12 protein-coding genes are annotated in these 16437 nt (G+C 64.3%); 5 read left to right on the top strand and 7 right to left on the bottom strand.

The window, feature by feature from the left end:
• Nucleotides 1-26: 26 nt before the first annotated feature.
• The 5 genes from DC366_RS06580 (at nucleotide 27) to gltB (ending at nucleotide 8386) form a co-directional block, all read left to right on the top strand.
• Nucleotides 27-1010 carry a complex I NDUFA9 subunit family protein gene (locus DC366_RS06580; RefSeq protein WP_108691426.1) on the top strand — a complete coding sequence of 328 codons (984 nt, stop codon included), beginning with the start codon at nucleotides 27-29 and terminating at the stop codon, nucleotides 1008-1010.
• Between the two features lie 23 nt (nucleotides 1011-1033).
• Entirely contained in the window at nucleotides 1034-1837 is an 804-nt protein-coding gene (locus DC366_RS06575; protein WP_108691425.1) for an undecaprenyl-diphosphate phosphatase, read from the top strand.
• Nucleotides 1838-1989: 152 nt separating this feature from the next.
• Nucleotides 1990-3423, top strand: coding sequence for an NAD(P)-dependent oxidoreductase (locus DC366_RS06570; RefSeq protein ID WP_108691424.1), 1434 nt, complete (start codon nucleotides 1990-1992; stop codon nucleotides 3421-3423).
• Nucleotides 3420-3860, top strand: coding sequence for a GFA family protein (locus DC366_RS06565; protein WP_108691423.1), 441 nt, complete (start codon nucleotides 3420-3422; stop codon nucleotides 3858-3860). Before DC366_RS06570 ends, DC366_RS06565 begins: the two co-directional genes overlap by 4 nt.
• A complete protein-coding gene (gene gltB / locus DC366_RS06560) occupies nucleotides 3857-8386 on the top strand; it encodes a glutamate synthase large subunit (protein ID WP_108691422.1) in 4530 nt (1509 codons plus the stop codon). Before DC366_RS06565 ends, gltB begins: the two co-directional genes overlap by 4 nt.
• Nucleotides 8387-8491: 105 nt before the next feature.
• Here gltB and DC366_RS06555 read toward each other — a convergent pair whose 3' ends face one another.
• The 7 genes from DC366_RS06555 to DC366_RS06525 form a co-directional block, all read right to left on the bottom strand.
• Nucleotides 8492-9637 (bottom strand): iron-containing alcohol dehydrogenase, encoded by a 1146-nt coding sequence (locus DC366_RS06555; protein WP_108691421.1) that lies wholly within the window; start codon nucleotides 9635-9637, stop codon nucleotides 8492-8494.
• Nucleotides 9634-11016: an aldehyde dehydrogenase family protein gene (locus DC366_RS06550; RefSeq protein WP_108691420.1), complete on the bottom strand. Its 1383-nt coding sequence runs from the start codon at nucleotides 11014-11016 to the stop codon at nucleotides 9634-9636. Before DC366_RS06550 ends, DC366_RS06555 begins: the two co-directional genes overlap by 4 nt.
• Nucleotides 11017-11117: 101 nt before the next feature.
• Nucleotides 11118-12488, bottom strand: coding sequence for a glutamine synthetase family protein (locus tag DC366_RS06545; RefSeq protein WP_108691419.1), 1371 nt, complete (start codon nucleotides 12486-12488; stop codon nucleotides 11118-11120).
• Between the two features lie 89 nt (nucleotides 12489-12577).
• Nucleotides 12578-13618 (bottom strand): TRAP transporter substrate-binding protein, encoded by a 1041-nt coding sequence (locus DC366_RS06540; RefSeq protein WP_108691418.1) that lies wholly within the window; start codon nucleotides 13616-13618, stop codon nucleotides 12578-12580.
• 61 nt (nucleotides 13619-13679) lie between these two features.
• Nucleotides 13680-14999 (bottom strand): TRAP transporter large permease, encoded by a 1320-nt coding sequence (locus DC366_RS06535; RefSeq protein ID WP_108691417.1) that lies wholly within the window; start codon nucleotides 14997-14999, stop codon nucleotides 13680-13682.
• Nucleotides 14999-15595 carry a TRAP transporter small permease subunit gene (locus tag DC366_RS06530; RefSeq protein WP_108691416.1) on the bottom strand — a complete coding sequence of 199 codons (597 nt, stop codon included), beginning with the start codon at nucleotides 15593-15595 and terminating at the stop codon, nucleotides 14999-15001. Before DC366_RS06530 ends, DC366_RS06535 begins: the two co-directional genes overlap by 1 nt.
• Entirely contained in the window at nucleotides 15588-16373 is a 786-nt protein-coding gene (locus tag DC366_RS06525; protein ID WP_108691702.1) for an N-formylglutamate amidohydrolase, read from the bottom strand. The genes DC366_RS06530 and DC366_RS06525 overlap by 8 nt, the downstream gene beginning before the upstream one ends.
• Nucleotides 16374-16437 lie beyond the last annotated feature (64 nt).

The following is a 16437-nucleotide window of genomic DNA, read 5'->3' as shown; positions in this document are numbered from 1 at the left end:
AGCGGCGCGTGCCGGAGGTTATCCACATGTCGAAACTGGTCACAATCTTTGGCGGATCGGGCTTTGTCGGCCGCTATATCGCCGATCGCATGGCGCAGGCCGGATGGCGTGTGCGCGTGGCCTGCCGCCGCCCCGAACAGGCCGGTTTCGTGCGCACCTACGGCGTTGTCGGCCAGGTTGAGCCGGTCATCTGCAACATCCGCAACGAGGACAGCGTTCGCAGTGTCACGCGCGGCGCGGACGCGGTCGTCAACTGTGTCGGCACGTTCGACCGCGGCGGCAAGAACAATTTCGACGCCGTGCAGGACAAGGGCGCCACGTGCATCGCACGCATCGCCGCCGAAGAAGGGGTCGAGCGTCTGGTCCATATTTCGGCCATTGGCGCCGATACGGATGGCGCCAGCCTTTATGCCCGCAGCAAGGGCCGGGGCGAGGCGGGCGTGCTGGAGCATTTCCCGAACGCCGTCATCCTGCGCCCCTCCGTCGTGTTCGGGCCCGAGGACCAGTTCTTCAACCGCTTTGCCAGCATGACGCGGATGGGCCCGATCCTGCCCGTTGTTGGCGGCGACACCCTGTTTCAGCCGGTCTATGTCGACGATGTCGCCCATGCCGCGGAAAAGGGCGTGGTCGGCACCGCGGCGCCCGGCATCTACGAGCTGGGCGGCCCCGACACCCTCAGTTTCCGCGAAATTATGCAGCGCATGCTGGCCGTCATCCGCAAGCGGCGCGGTATCGTGAACATTCCCTTCCCCATCGCCTCGGTCATGGGGGGCGTGATGGAGCTGGTCCAGACGCTGTCTCTGGGCCTGATTTCGGCGCAGATCACGCGCGATCAGGTCACCTCGCTGAGGTCTGACAATGTCGTTCGGGATGGTGCCCGGGGCTTTGATGCGCTGGAAATCCAGCCGACGGCGATGGACGCGGTGTTGCCGGAATACCTGTGGCGCTTCCGCGCATCGGGGCAATATGCCGCCATCAAGGAGTCCGCAGGAAACCTGCGGGCAAACTGACGCCCCAATAGATCGGAACTCTCATGCCTGACACGACCCTCGTCGCAGCAGCTCTTGGGCTGATCGAGGGGCTGACGGAATTCATTCCCGTGTCCTCCACAGGCCATCTGCTTCTGGCCGGTCACTTCGTCGGATTTCAAAGCGCCGGCCGGAGTTTCGAGGTGGTCATTCAACTGGGGGCCGTGCTGGCGATCCTGGCCGTCTATGCCTCCCGCCTGGTGCAGGTGCTGATAAGCGCGCCGCACAGCCCCGGTGCAAGGCGGTTCCTGGCGTCGGTCCTGATCGCCTTTTTGCCCGCGCTGGTCGTGGGGGTGCTGGCGCATGGCTTCATCAAGGCGGTGCTGTTCGAGACACCCCTTCTGGTGTCGATCATGCTGATCCTCGGGGGGATCGTGCTGGTCTTTGTCGACAGGTTCGCGCCTGCTCCGCGCTATGCGGATGCCGAGCATTTGCCGATCTGGGTGACCCTGCGCATCGGTCTGTTTCAATGCCTCGCGATGATCCCCGGCACCAGCCGGTCGGGCGCGACCATCGTCGGCGCGCTCCTCATGGGCGTGGAGAAACGCGCGGCGGCCGAGTTTTCGTTCTTCCTGTCGTTGCCGACAATGGCGGGCGCCGTGGCGTATGATCTCTATCAGAACCGCGATGTTCTGGACCTTGGCGCGATGAGCGATATTGCCGTGGGATTCGCGATGGCGTTCGTCAGCGGGATCATCGTGGTCAGATGGCTGCTCAGCTTCGTCAGCCGCCACGGCTATGCCCTGTTCGGCTGGTGGCGAATCGCCGTGGGAACGGTCGCGACCGGCTTTTTGCTCGCCGGGTTTTGAGAGTAGGTAATTAAGGCTTACCTATAAGCCAGCCTGCGGTAGCAAATTTTCGCGCCCGTCAGCGTTTTTCTGATATATACGACAGTAATACTGTCTTTTAATGCGCGCAAGCGCCGTTTAACGGTGGTGAGCTTCAAACAATCAGGTGCGCCATGACTGACCGATCCATGCTGAAATTCACCACGGTCACGCGCGACATGCCGCCAAAGCGGGCGCCCGATCTGCGCCGCCGCGACTTTGACGAAATTTATGCCGAGTATGCGAACACCAAGGCGCGCGAACAGGCCAGCAGGTGCAGCCAATGCGGCGTGCCCTATTGCCAGAGCCATTGCCCCCTGCACAACAACATCCCCGACTGGCTGCGCCTGACCGCCGAGGGGCGGCTGCAGGAGGCTTATGAGCTGAGCCAGGCCACCAACACCTTCCCCGAAATCTGCGGTCGCATCTGCCCGCAAGATCGTCTGTGCGAAGGCAATTGCGTGATCGAGCAATCGGGGCACGGTACCGTCACGATCGGCCAGATCGAGAAATACATCACCGATACCGCGTGGGACGAAGGCTGGGTTCAGCCCGCGCGCCCGGCGCAGGAGCGCGCACAAAGCGTCGCGATCATCGGCGCGGGGCCCGGCGGGCTGGCGGCGGCGGATATGCTGCGCCGCGCGGGAATTCAGGTCAGCGTCTATGACCGATACGATCGCGGCGGCGGATTGCTGACCTATGGAATCCCCGGTTTCAAACTGGAAAAGGACGTGGTTCTGCGCCGGATGGAGCAGCTTGAGGCAGGAGGGGTGACGTTTCACCTGAACAGCGAGATCGGGCGCGACGTAAGTTTTGACGACCTGCGGGCGCAGCATGACGCGGTCATCATCGCCACCGGCGTCTATAAATCCCGCAATCTGGCGGGGCCGGGATCAGGGGCGCGCGGGATCGTGCGCGCCATCGACTATCTGACAGCCAGCAACCGCCGTTCCTTTGGCGATACGGTGCCGGATTTCGACAGCGGCGAATTGGACGCAAGCGGCAAGCGCGTCGTGGTCATTGGCGGCGGCGATACGGCGATGGATTGTGTGCGCACCGCCATCCGGCAGGGCGCCACCTCGGTCAAATGCCTCTACCGCCGCGACCGCGCCAACATGCCGGGCAGTCTGCGCGAGGTCGCCAATGCCGAGGAGGAGGGCGTGATTTTCGACTGGCTGGCCCTGCCCAAGGGGTTTTCAGGCGATCCGGTGAGCGCAGTCAAGGTGCAGCAGATGCGCCTTGGCGCGCCGGACCTGACTGGGCGTCAGGCCCCGGAGGAAATCGACGGCGCGGTGCATGACGAGCCCGCCGATCTTGTCATCAAGGCGCTGGGGTTCGAGGCCGAGGAGTTGCCCGCGCTCTGGGATCAGCCCGAATTGCAGGTGACCCGCTGGGGCACCGTCAAGGCGGAGTTCACCACCGGCCGCACGTCGCTGCCCGGCGTCTATGCCGTGGGCGATATCGTGCGCGGCGCGTCCCTTGTGGTCTGGGCCATCCGCGACGGGCGCGATTGCGCCGCCGCGCTGCTGGACGATCTGACCGCCGCCGCGCAAGTGGCCGCAGAATGAGCGCGGATGACGTGTGCCGGGGCCAATGCCTGTGCGGCGCGGTCCGGATCGAACTGCGCGGCGCGCATGACACCGGCGTTGCCGTGTGCCACTGCTATCGGTGCCAGCGCTGGTCCGGCGGGCTTTACGCCACGTTCAACGCGCCGGCGGCTGGCGTGACCGTGATCGGCGATGTCGCCCGGTATGCCGCGCCTCCCCTTGCCGAGCGCGCGTTTTGTCCGGTCTGCGGCAGCAACCTGTGGCTGCGCGATCACACCGAGGGCGCCCAATACGAGCTGATCGCGGGCATCTTCCCCGGTGCGTCGGGTTTTCCGCTGAAATCGGAAATCTACGTCGATCAGGCCCCATCCTACGCCCCGCTTCGGGGCGATCACCCACGCCAGACCGCCGCGGAATACGAGGCCACCAACCCATCCGTCGAAGGAGACGCCCCATGACCACCTATGACGCCAACTGGGCCTCCGAAGAGCAGGCCAAGCGTGACTGGATGGCCGAAAACGGCATGTATGCGCATGACGAGGAGCATTCCTCCTGCGGTGTCGGCCTTGTCGTCGCGGTCAGCGGCAAGCGGTCCCGCCGCGTGGTGCAGGCGGGCATCGACGCGCTCAAGGCGATCTGGCATCGCGGCGCGGTCGATGCCGATGGCAAGACCGGCGATGGCGCCGGCATTCATGTGCAGATCCCCGTCAGCTTCATCTATGACCAGATCCGCCGCACGGGCCACGAGCCGCGGCAGGATCAGCTGGTCGCCGTCGGCCAGGTGTTCCTGCCGCGCAGCGATTTCGGCGCGCAGGAGGCGTGCCGCACGATCGTGGAGTCCGAGGTGCTGCGCATGGGCCATACGATCTATGGCTGGCGCCATGTGCCGGTCAACGTCGATTGCCTTGGCGAGAAGGCGAACGCGACCCGCCCCGAGATCGAGCAGATCCTGATTTCCAACAACAAGGGCATCGACGAGGAGGATTTCGAGCGCGAGCTTTACGTCATCCGCCGCCGCATCGAAAAGGCGGTGATCGCCGCCGGGATCGCCAATTTCTACATCGCGTCGCTATCGTGCCGGTCGATCATCTACAAGGGCATGATGCTGGCCGAGGAGGTCGCGGTCTTCTATCCCGACCTGATGGACGAGCGGTTCAAATCCGCCTTCGCCATCTATCACCAGCGCTATTCCACCAACACCTTCCCGCAATGGTGGCTGGCGCAGCCGTTTCGCATGCTGGCCCATAACGGCGAGGTCAACACGCTCAAGGGCAACGTCAACTGGATGAAAAGCCATGAGATCCGCATGGCGTCCTCCGCGTTCGGCGATCTGGCCGAGGATATCAAGCCGATCGTTCCGGGCGGCGCGTCCGATTCCGCCGCGCTCGATTCGGTGTTCGAGGTGCTGGTGCGCGCAGGCCGCTCGGCGCCGATGGCGAAAACCATGCTGGTGCCGGAATCATGGTCGAACCTTGCGCAGGAATTGCCGCAGGCATGGCGCGACATGTATTCCTATTGCAACTCGGTGATGGAGCCATGGGACGGCCCCGCCGCGCTGGCCATGACCGATGGGCGCTGGGTCTGCGCGGGGCTGGACCGCAACGGCCTGCGCCCGATGCGCTATGTCGTCACCGGCGACGGGCTGGTGATCGCGGGCAGCGAGGCGGGGATGGTCCCGATTGACGAGGCATCGGTGCGCGAAAAGGGCGCTCTGGGCCCCGGTCAGATGCTGGCCGTGGATATGGCCGAAGGCAGGCTTTACCACGATGTCGAGATCAAGGACCGGCTGGCCGCCGCACTGCCCTTCGGCGAATGGGTGGGCAAGATCAACGAGTTGGACGACACCCTGACCGGCACCCCCGAAGAGGCGCATCATACCGGCGAGGATCTGCGCCGCCGCCAGATCGCCGCAGGCTATACCATCGAGGAGCTGGAGCAGATCCTCGCCCCCATGGGCGAGGACGGCAAGGAGGCGATCGCGTCCATGGGCGACGACACGCCCAGCGCGGTCCTGTCGACGCAATACCGCCCCCTCAGCCACTATTTCCGGCAGAACTTCAGCCAGGTCACGAACCCTCCCATCGACAGTTTGCGCGAATACCGGGTGATGAGCCTGAAGACCCGCTTTGGCAATCTCAAGAACGTGCTGGACGAGTCGGGCGCGCAGACCCAGATCATCGTGCTGGACAGCCCCTTTGTCGCCAATGCCGAATGGGATGTGCTGATGCGGCAGTTCAGCTCGCAGGTGGGGCATATCGACTGCACCTTCGCGCCCGGCCCGAATGCGCTGCAGGACGCACTGGGCCGCATCCGTGCCGAGGCGGAGGATGCGGTGCGCAGCGGCGCGGGCCATCTGGTGCTGAGCGATCAGGCCGTGGGCGAAGGGCGCATCGGGATGCCGATGATCCTGGCGACCAGCGCGGTGCACAGCCATCTGACGCGCAAGGGGCTGCGGACGTTCTGCTCGCTCAACGTGCGCTCTGCCGAGTGCATCGACCCGCATTATTTCGCCGTGCTGATCGGCGCGGGCGCGACCGTGGTCAATGCCTATCTGGCCCAGGATTCGCTGGCCGACAGGGTGACGCGCAACCTGCTGGACGGGAACCTGACCGAGGTGGTCGCGCGGTATCGCAAGGCGATTGACGCCGGATTGCTCAAGATCATGTCGAAAATGGGCATCTCGGTCATTTCCTCCTATCGCGGCGGGCTGAATTTCGAGGCTATCGGCCTCAGCCGCGCCATGTGCGCCGAGTATTTCCCCGGCCTTGTCAGCCGCATCAGCGGCATCGGCGTCAGCGGCATCCAGACTAAGCTGGAGGAGGTGCACGCGCGGGCCTATGGTGGCGCCGATAACGTGCTGCCCATCGGCGGCTTTTACAAGGCGCGCAAGACCGGCGAGAGCCACGCCTGGGGCGCGCAGACGATGCATCTGCTGCAAACCGCCTGCAACACGGCCAGCTTTGATCTGTGGAAGCGCTATTCGGCCGCCATGCAATCGGCACCGCCGATCCATCTGCGCGATCTGATGGCGATCAAGCCGATGGGCAAGCCGGTTCCGCTGGACGAGGTGGAATCCGTCACGGCCATCCGCAAGCGTTTCGTCACGCCCGGCATGTCGCTGGGCGCGCTCAGCCCCGAAGCGCACAAGACGCTGAACGTCGCGATGAACCGCATCGGCGCGCGCAGCGACAGCGGCGAGGGCGGCGAGGATCCCGCCCATTTCAAGCCCGAGCCGAACGGCGACAATCCCAGCGCCAAGATCAAGCAGGTGGCGTCCGGCCGCTTCGGTGTGACAGCTGAGTATTTGAACCAATGTGAAGAGCTGGAGATCAAGATTGCCCAGGGCGCCAAGCCGGGCGAGGGCGGGCAGTTGCCCGGCATGAAAGTGACCGAGCTGATCGCGCGCCTGCGCCTGTCGACGCCGGGTGTGACGCTGATCTCGCCGCCGCCGCATCACGATATCTACAGTATCGAGGATCTGGCGCAGCTGATCTATGACCTCAAGCAGATCAACCCGGATGCCAAGGTCACGGTCAAGCTGGTCGCGCAATCGGGCGTCGGCACCATCGCCGCCGGCGTGGCCAAGGCCAAGGCGGACGTGATCCTGATTTCCGGCCACAACGGCGGCACCGGCGCCAGTCCGGCCACGTCGATCAAATATGCCGGCCTGCCGTGGGAGATGGGCCTGACCGAGGCGCATCAGGTTCTGTCGATGAACAAACTGCGCGACCGCGTGACGCTGCGCACCGATGGCGGGCTGCGCACCGGGCGCGATATCGTCATGGCCGCGATGATGGGGGCCGAGGAATACGGCATCGGCACCGCGGCCCTGATCGCGATGGGCTGCATCATGGTGCGCCAGTGTCAGAGCAACACCTGCCCCGTGGGCGTCTGCACACAGGACGAGGCGCTGCGCGCCAAGTTCACCGGCAATGCCGAGAAGGTGGTCAACCTCATCACCTTTTACGCGCAGGAGGTGCGCGAGGTGCTGGCCAGCATCGGCGCCCGGTCGCTGGCCGAGGTGGTCGGCCGCGCCGATCTGCTGACCCAGGTCAGCCGGGGCAGCGCGCATCTGGACGATCTGGACCTCAACCCGATGCTGATCACCGTCGCCAATCAGGGCGGGCCGCTGGACCGCACGCGCCCGCGCAATCCGGTGCCCGATACGCTGGACGCCGAGATCGTGCGCGACGCCGCGCGATTCCTCAATGACGGCGAAAAGATGCAGTTGCATTATGCCGTCCAGAACACGCACCGCACAGTCGGCACCCGCCTCAGCAGCCATATCGTGCGCCGGTTCGGGATGAACAACAGCCTTCAACCCGACCACCTGACGGTGAAACTGTCGGGCAGCGCCGGGCAATCGCTGGGTGCGTTCGCGGCGCCGGGGCTGAAGCTGGAAGTCAGTGGCGACGCCAACGACTATGTCGGCAAGGGCCTGTCGGGGGGCACGATCGTGGTGCGCCCGCCCATGTCCAGCCCGCTGGAGGCCAGCGAGAACACCATCATCGGCAACACCGTCCTATATGGCGCGACTGCCGGGTATCTCTTTGCCGCGGGCCGCGCGGGCGAGCGGTTTGCCGTGCGCAATTCCGGCGCTCATGTGGTGGTGGAGGGCTGCGGCAGCAACGGGTGCGAATACATGACCGGCGGCGTTGCCGTGATCCTGGGCCGGATCGGCGCGAATTTCGGCGCCGGCATGACCGGCGGCATGGCGTATCTGTATGACCCGCGCGCAGAGGCCGCGCCGCTGATGAACCGAGAAACGATCGTGATCGGTCCGGTGGGCCATCCCCATTGGGAGGACCAGCTGCACAGCATGATCGAGCGCCACGCCGCCGAGACAGGCAGCCGCAAGGCGCTGGACATTCTCCAGCACTGGAGCACCGAAAAGGCGCATTTCCTGCAGGTTTGCCCGCGCGAGATGATCGGCAAACTGCCCCATCCGCTCAGCAACGAGGCGCTGGCGATGCCCGCGGAATGATGTCTTGCGCTTTCGCGCGGATGCAAAAAACCCGGCCACTGCGAGGGTGGCCGGGGCGGCGCCGCGTATCTGGGGAACGATGAGGGCGCTTGCGCCCGGCGTGCCTCAGATCGTGGCCTCATAAAGTGCGCGCAGGTTGTCCTTGGTCAGCTTGATCGGATTGCCGCCGCAGCTGGGATCCTTGATCGCCTCCGCCACCAGATCGTCGATCCGCGCCGCCTCGACCCCCATGTCAGACAGCTTGCGAGGGATGCCGAGGGCGTCGTTGAACTCCTGCACGAAGCTGCAGAAACCGTCGAAGCCGCCCTCGATATCCAAATAGGCGGCCGCGCTGCGGAACCGGTCCCGGATCTCGGGCGCGTTCAGTTTCAGCACCGCGGGCATGCAGACCGCATTGGTGGTGCCGTGGTGGGTGCCGAAGACGGCGCCGACAGGGTGGCTCATCGCGTGGATCGCGCCAAGGCCCTTCTGGAACGCCGTTGCGCCCATCATCGCCGCGCTCATCATATGCGCGCGCGCCTCAAGGTCGTTGCCATCCGCATAGGCGCGCGGCAGGTAATCCTTGACCAGACGCATCCCTTCCAGCGCCATGCCCTGGCTCATCGGGTGGTAATGCGGGCTGGAGAACGCCTCGACGCAATGGGCAAAGGCATCAAGGCCCGTGCCGGCGGTGATGAATTTCGGCATGCCGGTGGTCAGCTCGGGATCGCAGATCACCACCGTCGGCAGCACCTTGGGGTGAAAGATGATCTTCTTCACATGGGTTTCGGAATTGGTGATGACGCTAGCGCGCCCCACTTCGGAACCTGTTCCGGCCGTCGTCGGCACCGCGATGATCGGCGCGATGGCATCGGCATCGGCGCGGGTCCACCAGTCATCCACGTCCTCGTAATCCCAGACCGGGCGCGTCTGACCGGCCATGAAGGCCACCATCTTGCCCAGGTCCAGACCAGAGCCGCCGCCGAACGCGATCACGCCATCATGGCCGCCGGATTTGTAGGCAGCAACGCCCGCGGCAAGGTTCTTTTCATTCGGGTTCGGATCGACCTCCGAAAAGATACCGCGGCCAAAGCCGGCGGCGTCCATGATGTCCAGCACCTGCGCGGTGATCGGCAGATCGGCCAGCCCCTTGTCCGTCACCAGAAGCGGCCGCGTGATGCCCGCCTGCGCGCAGGCGGCGGGCAGCTCGGCAATGCGGCCGGCGCCGAATTTGATCGAGGTCGGGTAAGACCAGTTTCCTGTCAGGTTCATTTTGTCACCTTCTTGAGATGGTAGGATTTCGGGCGCGTCAGGTTGTGATAGCCGATCACCGACAGGCCGCCGCCGCGTCCTGTATCCTTGCAGCCGGTCCAGCACAATCCGGGGTCAAGGTAATCGGCCCGGTTCATGAAGACCGTCCCGGTCTCGATCTGGTCGCCGACGCGCTGCGCGCGGTCCAGATCGGCGGTCCAGAGGCTGGCGGTCAGGCCGAAATGGCTGTCGTTCATCAGCTCGATCGCCTCATCGTCCGAGGATACCTTCATGATGCCCACCACGGGGCCAAAGCTTTCGTCGCGCATCACGCGCATGTCATGAGTCACGTCCGTCAGGATCTGGGGCGTCAGGTAGGCGCCGCCGTCATCGGCGTCCATCTTGGCGATATGTGCGGTCGCGCCGGCCTCCACCGCCTCGTCGATCTGGGCGCGGACCTCCTTGGCGAAGCGCACATGCGCCATCGGGCCGATCGTCGTGCCCTCGTCCAGCGGATCGCCCAAGGTATAGCCCTGAACGATCTTTACGGCCTTTTCGACGAAGGCATCATAGAGGCTCTCATGCACATAGATCCGTTCGATCCCGCAGCAGCACTGACCCGAGTTGAACATCGCCCCGTCGATCAGCGTATCGACGGCCGCATCCAGATCCGCGTCCTCCATGACATAGCCGGGATCCTTGCCGCCCAGCTCGGTCGCCACGGGGGTAAAGGTGCCCGCCGCCGCGCGCTCCATGCTGCGCCCGCCGCCGACGGAGCCGGTGAAGTTCACGAAATCCACCGCGCCGGACGCGATCAGATCGGACGTGGTGTCATGGCCCAGAAACACGTTCTGGAACACATCCTCCGGCACGCCCGCGGAATGGAATGCCTGCGCCATGCGCTCGCCCACCAGCAGCGTCTGCGTGGCATGTTTCAGCAGCACGGTGTTCCCGGCAATCAGGGCAGGCGCGACCGTGTTGATCGCCGTCATGTAGGGGTAATTCCACGGCGCCACGACCAGCACCACACCATGCGGCAGCCGCTTGATATAGCGCAGAAAGGTGGCGTCCTCGCCCACCTCGATATCGGCCAGCGCATCTGCCGCGATTTTGGCCATATGGCTCGCGCGCTCGTCAAAGCCGCCGAATTCGCCGCCATAGCGCACCGGACGCCCCATCATGCGGGCCAGTTCCGGCACGATGTCGTCGTTCATGGCGCCCACGGCGGCGACGCCGGCCATCACGAGGCGTATGCGCTCCTCCAGCGGCCGCGCGGCCCAGTTCAGTTGCGCGGCGCGCGCGCGCTGGGCGGCCGCCTTGGCGCCGTCTGCGTCCAGCGTCTCGCGGGTGGCAAACACCGATCCGTCGATCGGCGATGTGCAGGTCAGTGTCTCACTCATGTCCAAACCTATCCATTTGTCGCAGGGGCCGGTCATTCTTCTTGCCCCAAATATCCCCGCCGGAGGCTCCGGCGCGTTCAGTCAGCGCAGCGGCCGGCGGGTCAGCACCGCTCGAAGCCGCGGGCGATCTCGTAATCGGTGACGGCGGCTTCGAAATCCTCGATCTCGACCTCGGCCGCGCGGGCATAGTGATCGACCACATCATCGCCCAGTGCCGCGCGCAGCATGTCCGAGCCCTTGAGCGCCACATAGGCATCACGCAAATTGGTCGGGATCATGCCCTCGTCGCCGGAATAGGCATCGCCCGTGAAAGGCGGGTCCAGCTTCAGCTTTTCCTCGATCCCGGCGATCCCGGCGGCCAGCTGCACGGCCATCGCGAGGTACGGGTTTATGTCCGAGCCGCCAACGCGGCATTCGACGCGCACGGCCTTGGTGCCCTCGCCGCACAGGCGAAAGCCAGCGGTGCGGTTGTCCACGGACCAGATGGTGCGTGTCGGGGCGAATGTGCCCTTCATGAAGCGCTTGTAGCTGTTGATGTAGGGCGCCAGGAAATAGGTATAGTCGGGCGCGTATTTCAGCATTCCGGCCATGTAATGCGCCATCAGCGGCGACATGCCCATATCGGCATCCGCGTCGTAGAACACGTTCTGCCCGTCCTTCCACAGCGATTGATGCACGTGGCTGGAGCTGCCGACGCGGTCCTTGTTCCATTTGGGCAGGAAGCTGGCGGCGTGGCCTTGCTGCCATGCGATTTCCTTGACCGCATGCTTGGCGATGGTGTGGTAATCGGCCGTATCCAGCGCGGCGGCGTATTTTATGTTCAGCTCCTCCTGACCTGCCTCGGCCTCGCCCTTGGTGCACTCGATCGGCAGGCCGGCATCCCATAGGTGGTTGCGCAAGGGGCGCATCACATGCTCTTCCTTGGTGGTCTGGAAGATGTTGTAATCCTCGTTATAGCCCGAAATCGGCGCCAGGTCGCGATAGCCGTCCTTGCGGATCTCGTCATAGCTTTTCTCGAAAAGGAAGAACTCCAGCTCGGTCGCCATCATGGCGGTGAAGCCCATCTTTGCCAGTCGCGCCAGCTGCTTTTTCAGCATCGCGCGCGGGGAATGGGGCACCGGCTCGTGCGTGTGGTGGTCCAGCACGTCGCACAGCACCACGACGGTGCCTTCCAGCCACGGCATCGGGCGCAGCGTGTCCAGATCGGGCGCCATGACGTAATCGCCATAGCCCGTCTCCCAGCCGGTGCTGGCATAGCCGTCGGGTGTGTCCATCTCCAGATCGGTGGCCAGCAGGTAGTTGCAGCAATGCGTTTCCTTGTAGGCGCCGTCGATGAAGTGCTTGGCATGGAACCGCTTGCCCATCATCCGCCCTTGCATGTCCACAAAGCAGACCAGCACGGTGTCGATGCGGCCGTCCTTCACCTGTTTCTTCAGATCGTCAAAGCTAAGCGCGGGGGTCTGGGCGGGCATGTGGCACCTCGGAGGGAAAACTTTGGGGGGTGTTCGGGGGCGGGATCGGCCCCGGCGCGCTGCCGGGGCCGCCCATCAGTAGCGCGGGATCACTCGAAGGTGTAGGGGGGGCCTGCGTTGCCGATCACCTCGTTGTAATCGCGGAAGATCTTGACGACCTTGGCGTGCACCTCGCCCTCTTCGGCGATCTCGTCCCAGAACGTCAGCGCGGCATCCTCGACCGTCTTCCATTCCTTTTGCGGGATCGTGCGCAGCTTCAGCTTGTCACCCTGCGCGCGCAGGCGCGCCTCGCCGCCCCAGTACCACTGGTCGCGATAGGTATGGCCCGCCTCGATGCCGGCCATCACCAGCTGCTTGAGGTGCTCGGGCAGGTCGGCCCAGCGCTGCGGGTTGACAAAATGCGAACCGATCCACGCACCCGAGATGTTGTTGGTCAGGAAGTAATCGGTGACGTCCGCCCAGCCCACCGTGTAATCCTCGGTGATGCCGGACCACGCCATGCCGTCCAGCTCGCCGGTCTGTACGGCCACTTCGGCATCCTCGTAGGGAATTGACACGGGCACGACGCCGAATTGTGACAGGAAGCGCCCCGCCGTCGGGAAGGTATAGAGCTTCAGCCCGTCCAGATCCTCCAGCGACGTGATTTCCTTGGTCGTGTTGAAGTTGCACGGATCCTGACCCGCGGCCGACAGCCACGTGACGCCGACCTTCTCGTATTCCTCGCGCCAGATATCGGCCAGGCCGTACTGGTTGAACAGCACCGGCACGTCCAGGATATGCTTGGTCGCCAGCGGGAAATACCCGCCAAAGCGCTGCAGCGGCGTGGGCGAGGCCATGGAATCGTCATCCGAATGCACCGCGTCGATGGTGCCGCGCTGAAGCGCCTGGAACAGCTCGCCGGTGGGGACGATCTGGTCGGCATAGAACAGCTCGATCTCCATCTCGCCATTGGCGGCGGCGTTGATGTAATCGACGGCCGGTTTCGTCACCTCCGCGCCCAGCGCGGCGCCGGCATAAGTCTGCATGCGCCATTTGATCGGCGCCTGCGCGCGCACGATGGCCGGTGCGCCCAGTGCGGTGGCCGCCGTGCCGAGACCGGCGGAGGCCAGGAACTTTCTGCGTGTTGTCATCTTCTCTCTCCTTGTTGGTTCACTTCTTGCTCGAACGCTCCTGAACGGAGTTCTTATGTCGTCACTTATAGATCAGATCGGGCAGCCACAGGGCAATCTGCGGGAAGGCCATGACAGCCGCCAGCGCCGCCACCATCACCGCCACGAACGGAATGATCGAGCGGTAGATGTCCCTGATCGAAATTTCCGGCGGCGCCATGGCGCGCATCAGGAACAGGTTATAGCCGAATGGCGGCGTCATATAGGCGATCTGGCACGTGATCGTATAAAGCACGCCATACCATACCAGATCAAACCCCAGATCGCCCACCAGCGGCACGTAAAGCGGCGCGACGATCACCAGCATCGCGGTATCGTCCAGAAACGTGCCCATCACGATGAAGCTGAGCTGCATCAGGATCAGGATGACCCACGGGTCCAGGCCCCATTGCGCGGTGAACAGGTCCGAGATCGCCTTGACCGCGCCCAGCCCGTCGAAAATGGCGCCAAAGCCCAGCGCGGCAAGGATGATCCACATGAACATGCAGGAGATGCCCAGCGTGTTGCGGACCGAATTCTCGAACACCTCGCGCGTCATGCGCCCCTTCAGGACGGCGGCGACAAAAGCCGCCATGGCGCCGATGGCGCTGCTTTCGACCAGCGAGGTCCAGCCCTTGACGAAGGGCACCATCATCACCGCGAAGATGATCAGCGGCAGCAGCCCCGCCGACAACAGGCGCATCTTCTCGCGCGTGCTGACATTGCGCTCTTCGGGGGGCAGGGGCGGGCCCAGTTCGGGCTGCATCCGGCAGCGCACATAGATATAGATGATGAACATCACCGCCATCATCAGGCCGGGGATCACGCCCGCCAGCCACAGCTGGCCCACCGGCTGCCGCGCGATCATCGCATAAAGAACCAGCACCACCGATGGCGGCACAAGGATGCCAAGGCTCGATCCCGCCTGGATGACGCCCGTCACCATGATCTTGTCATAGCCGCGTTTCAGCAGTTCGGGCAGCGCGATGGTGGCGCCGATGGCCATGCCGGCCACGCTCAGACCGTTCATGGCCGAAATCAGCACCATCAGGCCGATCGTGCCGATGGCAAGGCCCCCGCGCACCGGCCCCATCCAGACGTGAAACATCTTGTACAGATCGTCGGCAATCCGCGATTCCGACAGCACGTAGCCCATGAAGATGAACATCGGCAGCGTCAGCAGCGGATACCACTTCATCAGCTTCATCGCGGCGGAAAACGGCATGTCCGCCCCGCCCGTGCCCCACAGCAGCATGCCCCCGGCCGCGGCGACAAAGCCGATGGCGCCGAACACCCGCTGACCCGTCAGCAGCATCAGCATCATCGAGCTGAACATCAGGATGGCGATCATTTCATATGGCATCAGAGCTCCACCCCGCGAATGCGGCCGATATCGCGGAAAAATTCAGCGGTGACTTGCAGCAGCATCAAGGTGACGCCGAGGATCATGATCGTCTTGACCGGCCAGATATAGGGCCGCCACGCGGTCGGGCTGCGCTCGATGAAACCCATCTTGTCCTTGGCCGCCGCCGGGCCCTCGGTCACGAGGGTCACGCCCAGATCCCAGAAAAAGGCAAACGGCTCGCCGGTGAAATGGCCCAGCGAATAGGCGGTGGACCCGATCGCGCCGTAGAGCAGGACACCAAGATAGAACATCAGGAACAGCACGGTGAACGCGTCCATCCACGCCTTTTGCCGGACGGACCAGGTGCCATAGAACAGGTCCATCCGCACGTTTGATCCCATCTGGACCGCGTAAGGGCCGCCCAGCACGTAAAAGGCGACCATGATGAATTGCGCCATCTCCAGCGTCCAGAGCGTCGGCTCGAAAAACGTCTTGGACACCGACGACCACATCAGCACGCCGATCAGCGCAAAGATGAGATACATCGCGAAACGGCCGATGAAATAGTTCATCGCATCGACCCCGCGCACGAAGCCGCGAATGATCTTAGGCATGGCTCGTCCCCTGTTCCTGAAGGCCCAGATGAATGATCGCGGGCGCGATCATCGCGCACAGCTCGTCGCCGATCCGGGCAATGTCCTCGGGCGTTTGCAGCAGGTCGTTGCGCACCTCGATCATCACGTTCGGCAGCCCATGCGCCAGCCCGTGCCGTTGCAGCGAATGGGTGACGCCATCCTCGGGACCGTAGGGCCTGTTGCGGTGGATAACGCGGTGCGGCAGCTTTTCGGCGCCTTTCAGCATCGCGTCGGCCAGCGCGGTATCGTCGTCATGCAGGATGCCGATCTCGGTCTCGCGCCGGACGCCGTAATAGACGGGCGTAAAGCTGTGCACGGTAATCAGCGCCGTCGGCTGCGCGCGCGCCTCGCGGGCGTCTATCGCGGCTGTCACGGCGTTGCAGAAAGGGTGGTAGACGCTCTCGGCCCGCTCGGTGCGCTGGGCCCCTGTCAGCCCGGTATTGCCGGGCACGTCGATCAGTTCGGATTTTTCGGGCATGGCGGACGCGGCCTCGGGCGGGCGGTTGCAGTCATAGACCAGCCGCGACACCCTGCTGGCAATCAGCGTGCCATCCAGACATTGCACCAGATGCAGCGCCAGATTGCGCGCGCCGGGATCCCACGCCGCATGGCTGATCGCCGCCTCCGGCGTCAGGCCCAGACCGGCGTAGCGCGCGGGGATGTCATGCGCCGCATGCTCGCACAGGATCAGCGCGGCGCCGGTGGCATTCGTGCCGACAACCTCGACCACTGGACCTGACTGTGGCTGATCCGGCATCACGCCCTCTCCCTTGTTTGGAAAAATGTTTCCACGCCGCGCAAATTCTGTCAATATCTTTTCA

This window comes from Pelagivirga sediminicola, from assembly GCF_003072125.1.
GTDB classification, from domain to species: domain Bacteria; phylum Pseudomonadota; class Alphaproteobacteria; order Rhodobacterales; family Rhodobacteraceae; genus Roseovarius; species Roseovarius sediminicola.
The sequence above is the reverse complement of the archived record's forward strand: the minus strand, read 5'-3'. Positions and strand labels throughout refer to the sequence as shown.

What these genes read in the sequence shown, in the direction of transcription:
- DC366_RS06555 (WP_108691421.1), bottom strand. Translation starts at nt 9,637, where the DNA reads ATGAACCTGACAGGAAACTGGTCTTACCCGACCTCGATCAAATTCGGC.
- DC366_RS06525 (WP_108691702.1), bottom strand. Translation starts at nt 16,373, where the DNA reads ATGCCGGATCAGCCACAGTCAGGTCCAGTGGTCGAGGTTGTCGGCACG.
- DC366_RS06570 (WP_108691424.1), top strand. Translation starts at nt 1,990, where the DNA reads ATGACTGACCGATCCATGCTGAAATTCACCACGGTCACGCGCGACATG.
- DC366_RS06575 (WP_108691425.1), top strand. Translation starts at nt 1,034, where the DNA reads ATGCCTGACACGACCCTCGTCGCAGCAGCTCTTGGGCTGATCGAGGGG.
- DC366_RS06565 (WP_108691423.1), top strand. Translation starts at nt 3,420, where the DNA reads ATGAGCGCGGATGACGTGTGCCGGGGCCAATGCCTGTGCGGCGCGGTC.
- DC366_RS06545 (WP_108691419.1), bottom strand. Translation starts at nt 12,488, where the DNA reads ATGCCCGCCCAGACCCCCGCGCTTAGCTTTGACGATCTGAAGAAACAG.
- DC366_RS06535 (WP_108691417.1), bottom strand. Translation starts at nt 14,999, where the DNA reads ATGCCATATGAAATGATCGCCATCCTGATGTTCAGCTCGATGATGCTG.
- gltB (WP_108691422.1), top strand. Translation starts at nt 3,857, where the DNA reads ATGACCACCTATGACGCCAACTGGGCCTCCGAAGAGCAGGCCAAGCGT.
- DC366_RS06580 (WP_108691426.1), top strand. Translation starts at nt 27, where the DNA reads ATGTCGAAACTGGTCACAATCTTTGGCGGATCGGGCTTTGTCGGCCGC.
- DC366_RS06550 (WP_108691420.1), bottom strand. Translation starts at nt 11,016, where the DNA reads ATGAGTGAGACACTGACCTGCACATCGCCGATCGACGGATCGGTGTTT.
- DC366_RS06540 (WP_108691418.1), bottom strand. Translation starts at nt 13,618, where the DNA reads ATGACAACACGCAGAAAGTTCCTGGCCTCCGCCGGTCTCGGCACGGCG.
- DC366_RS06530 (WP_108691416.1), bottom strand. Translation starts at nt 15,595, where the DNA reads ATGCCTAAGATCATTCGCGGCTTCGTGCGCGGGGTCGATGCGATGAAC.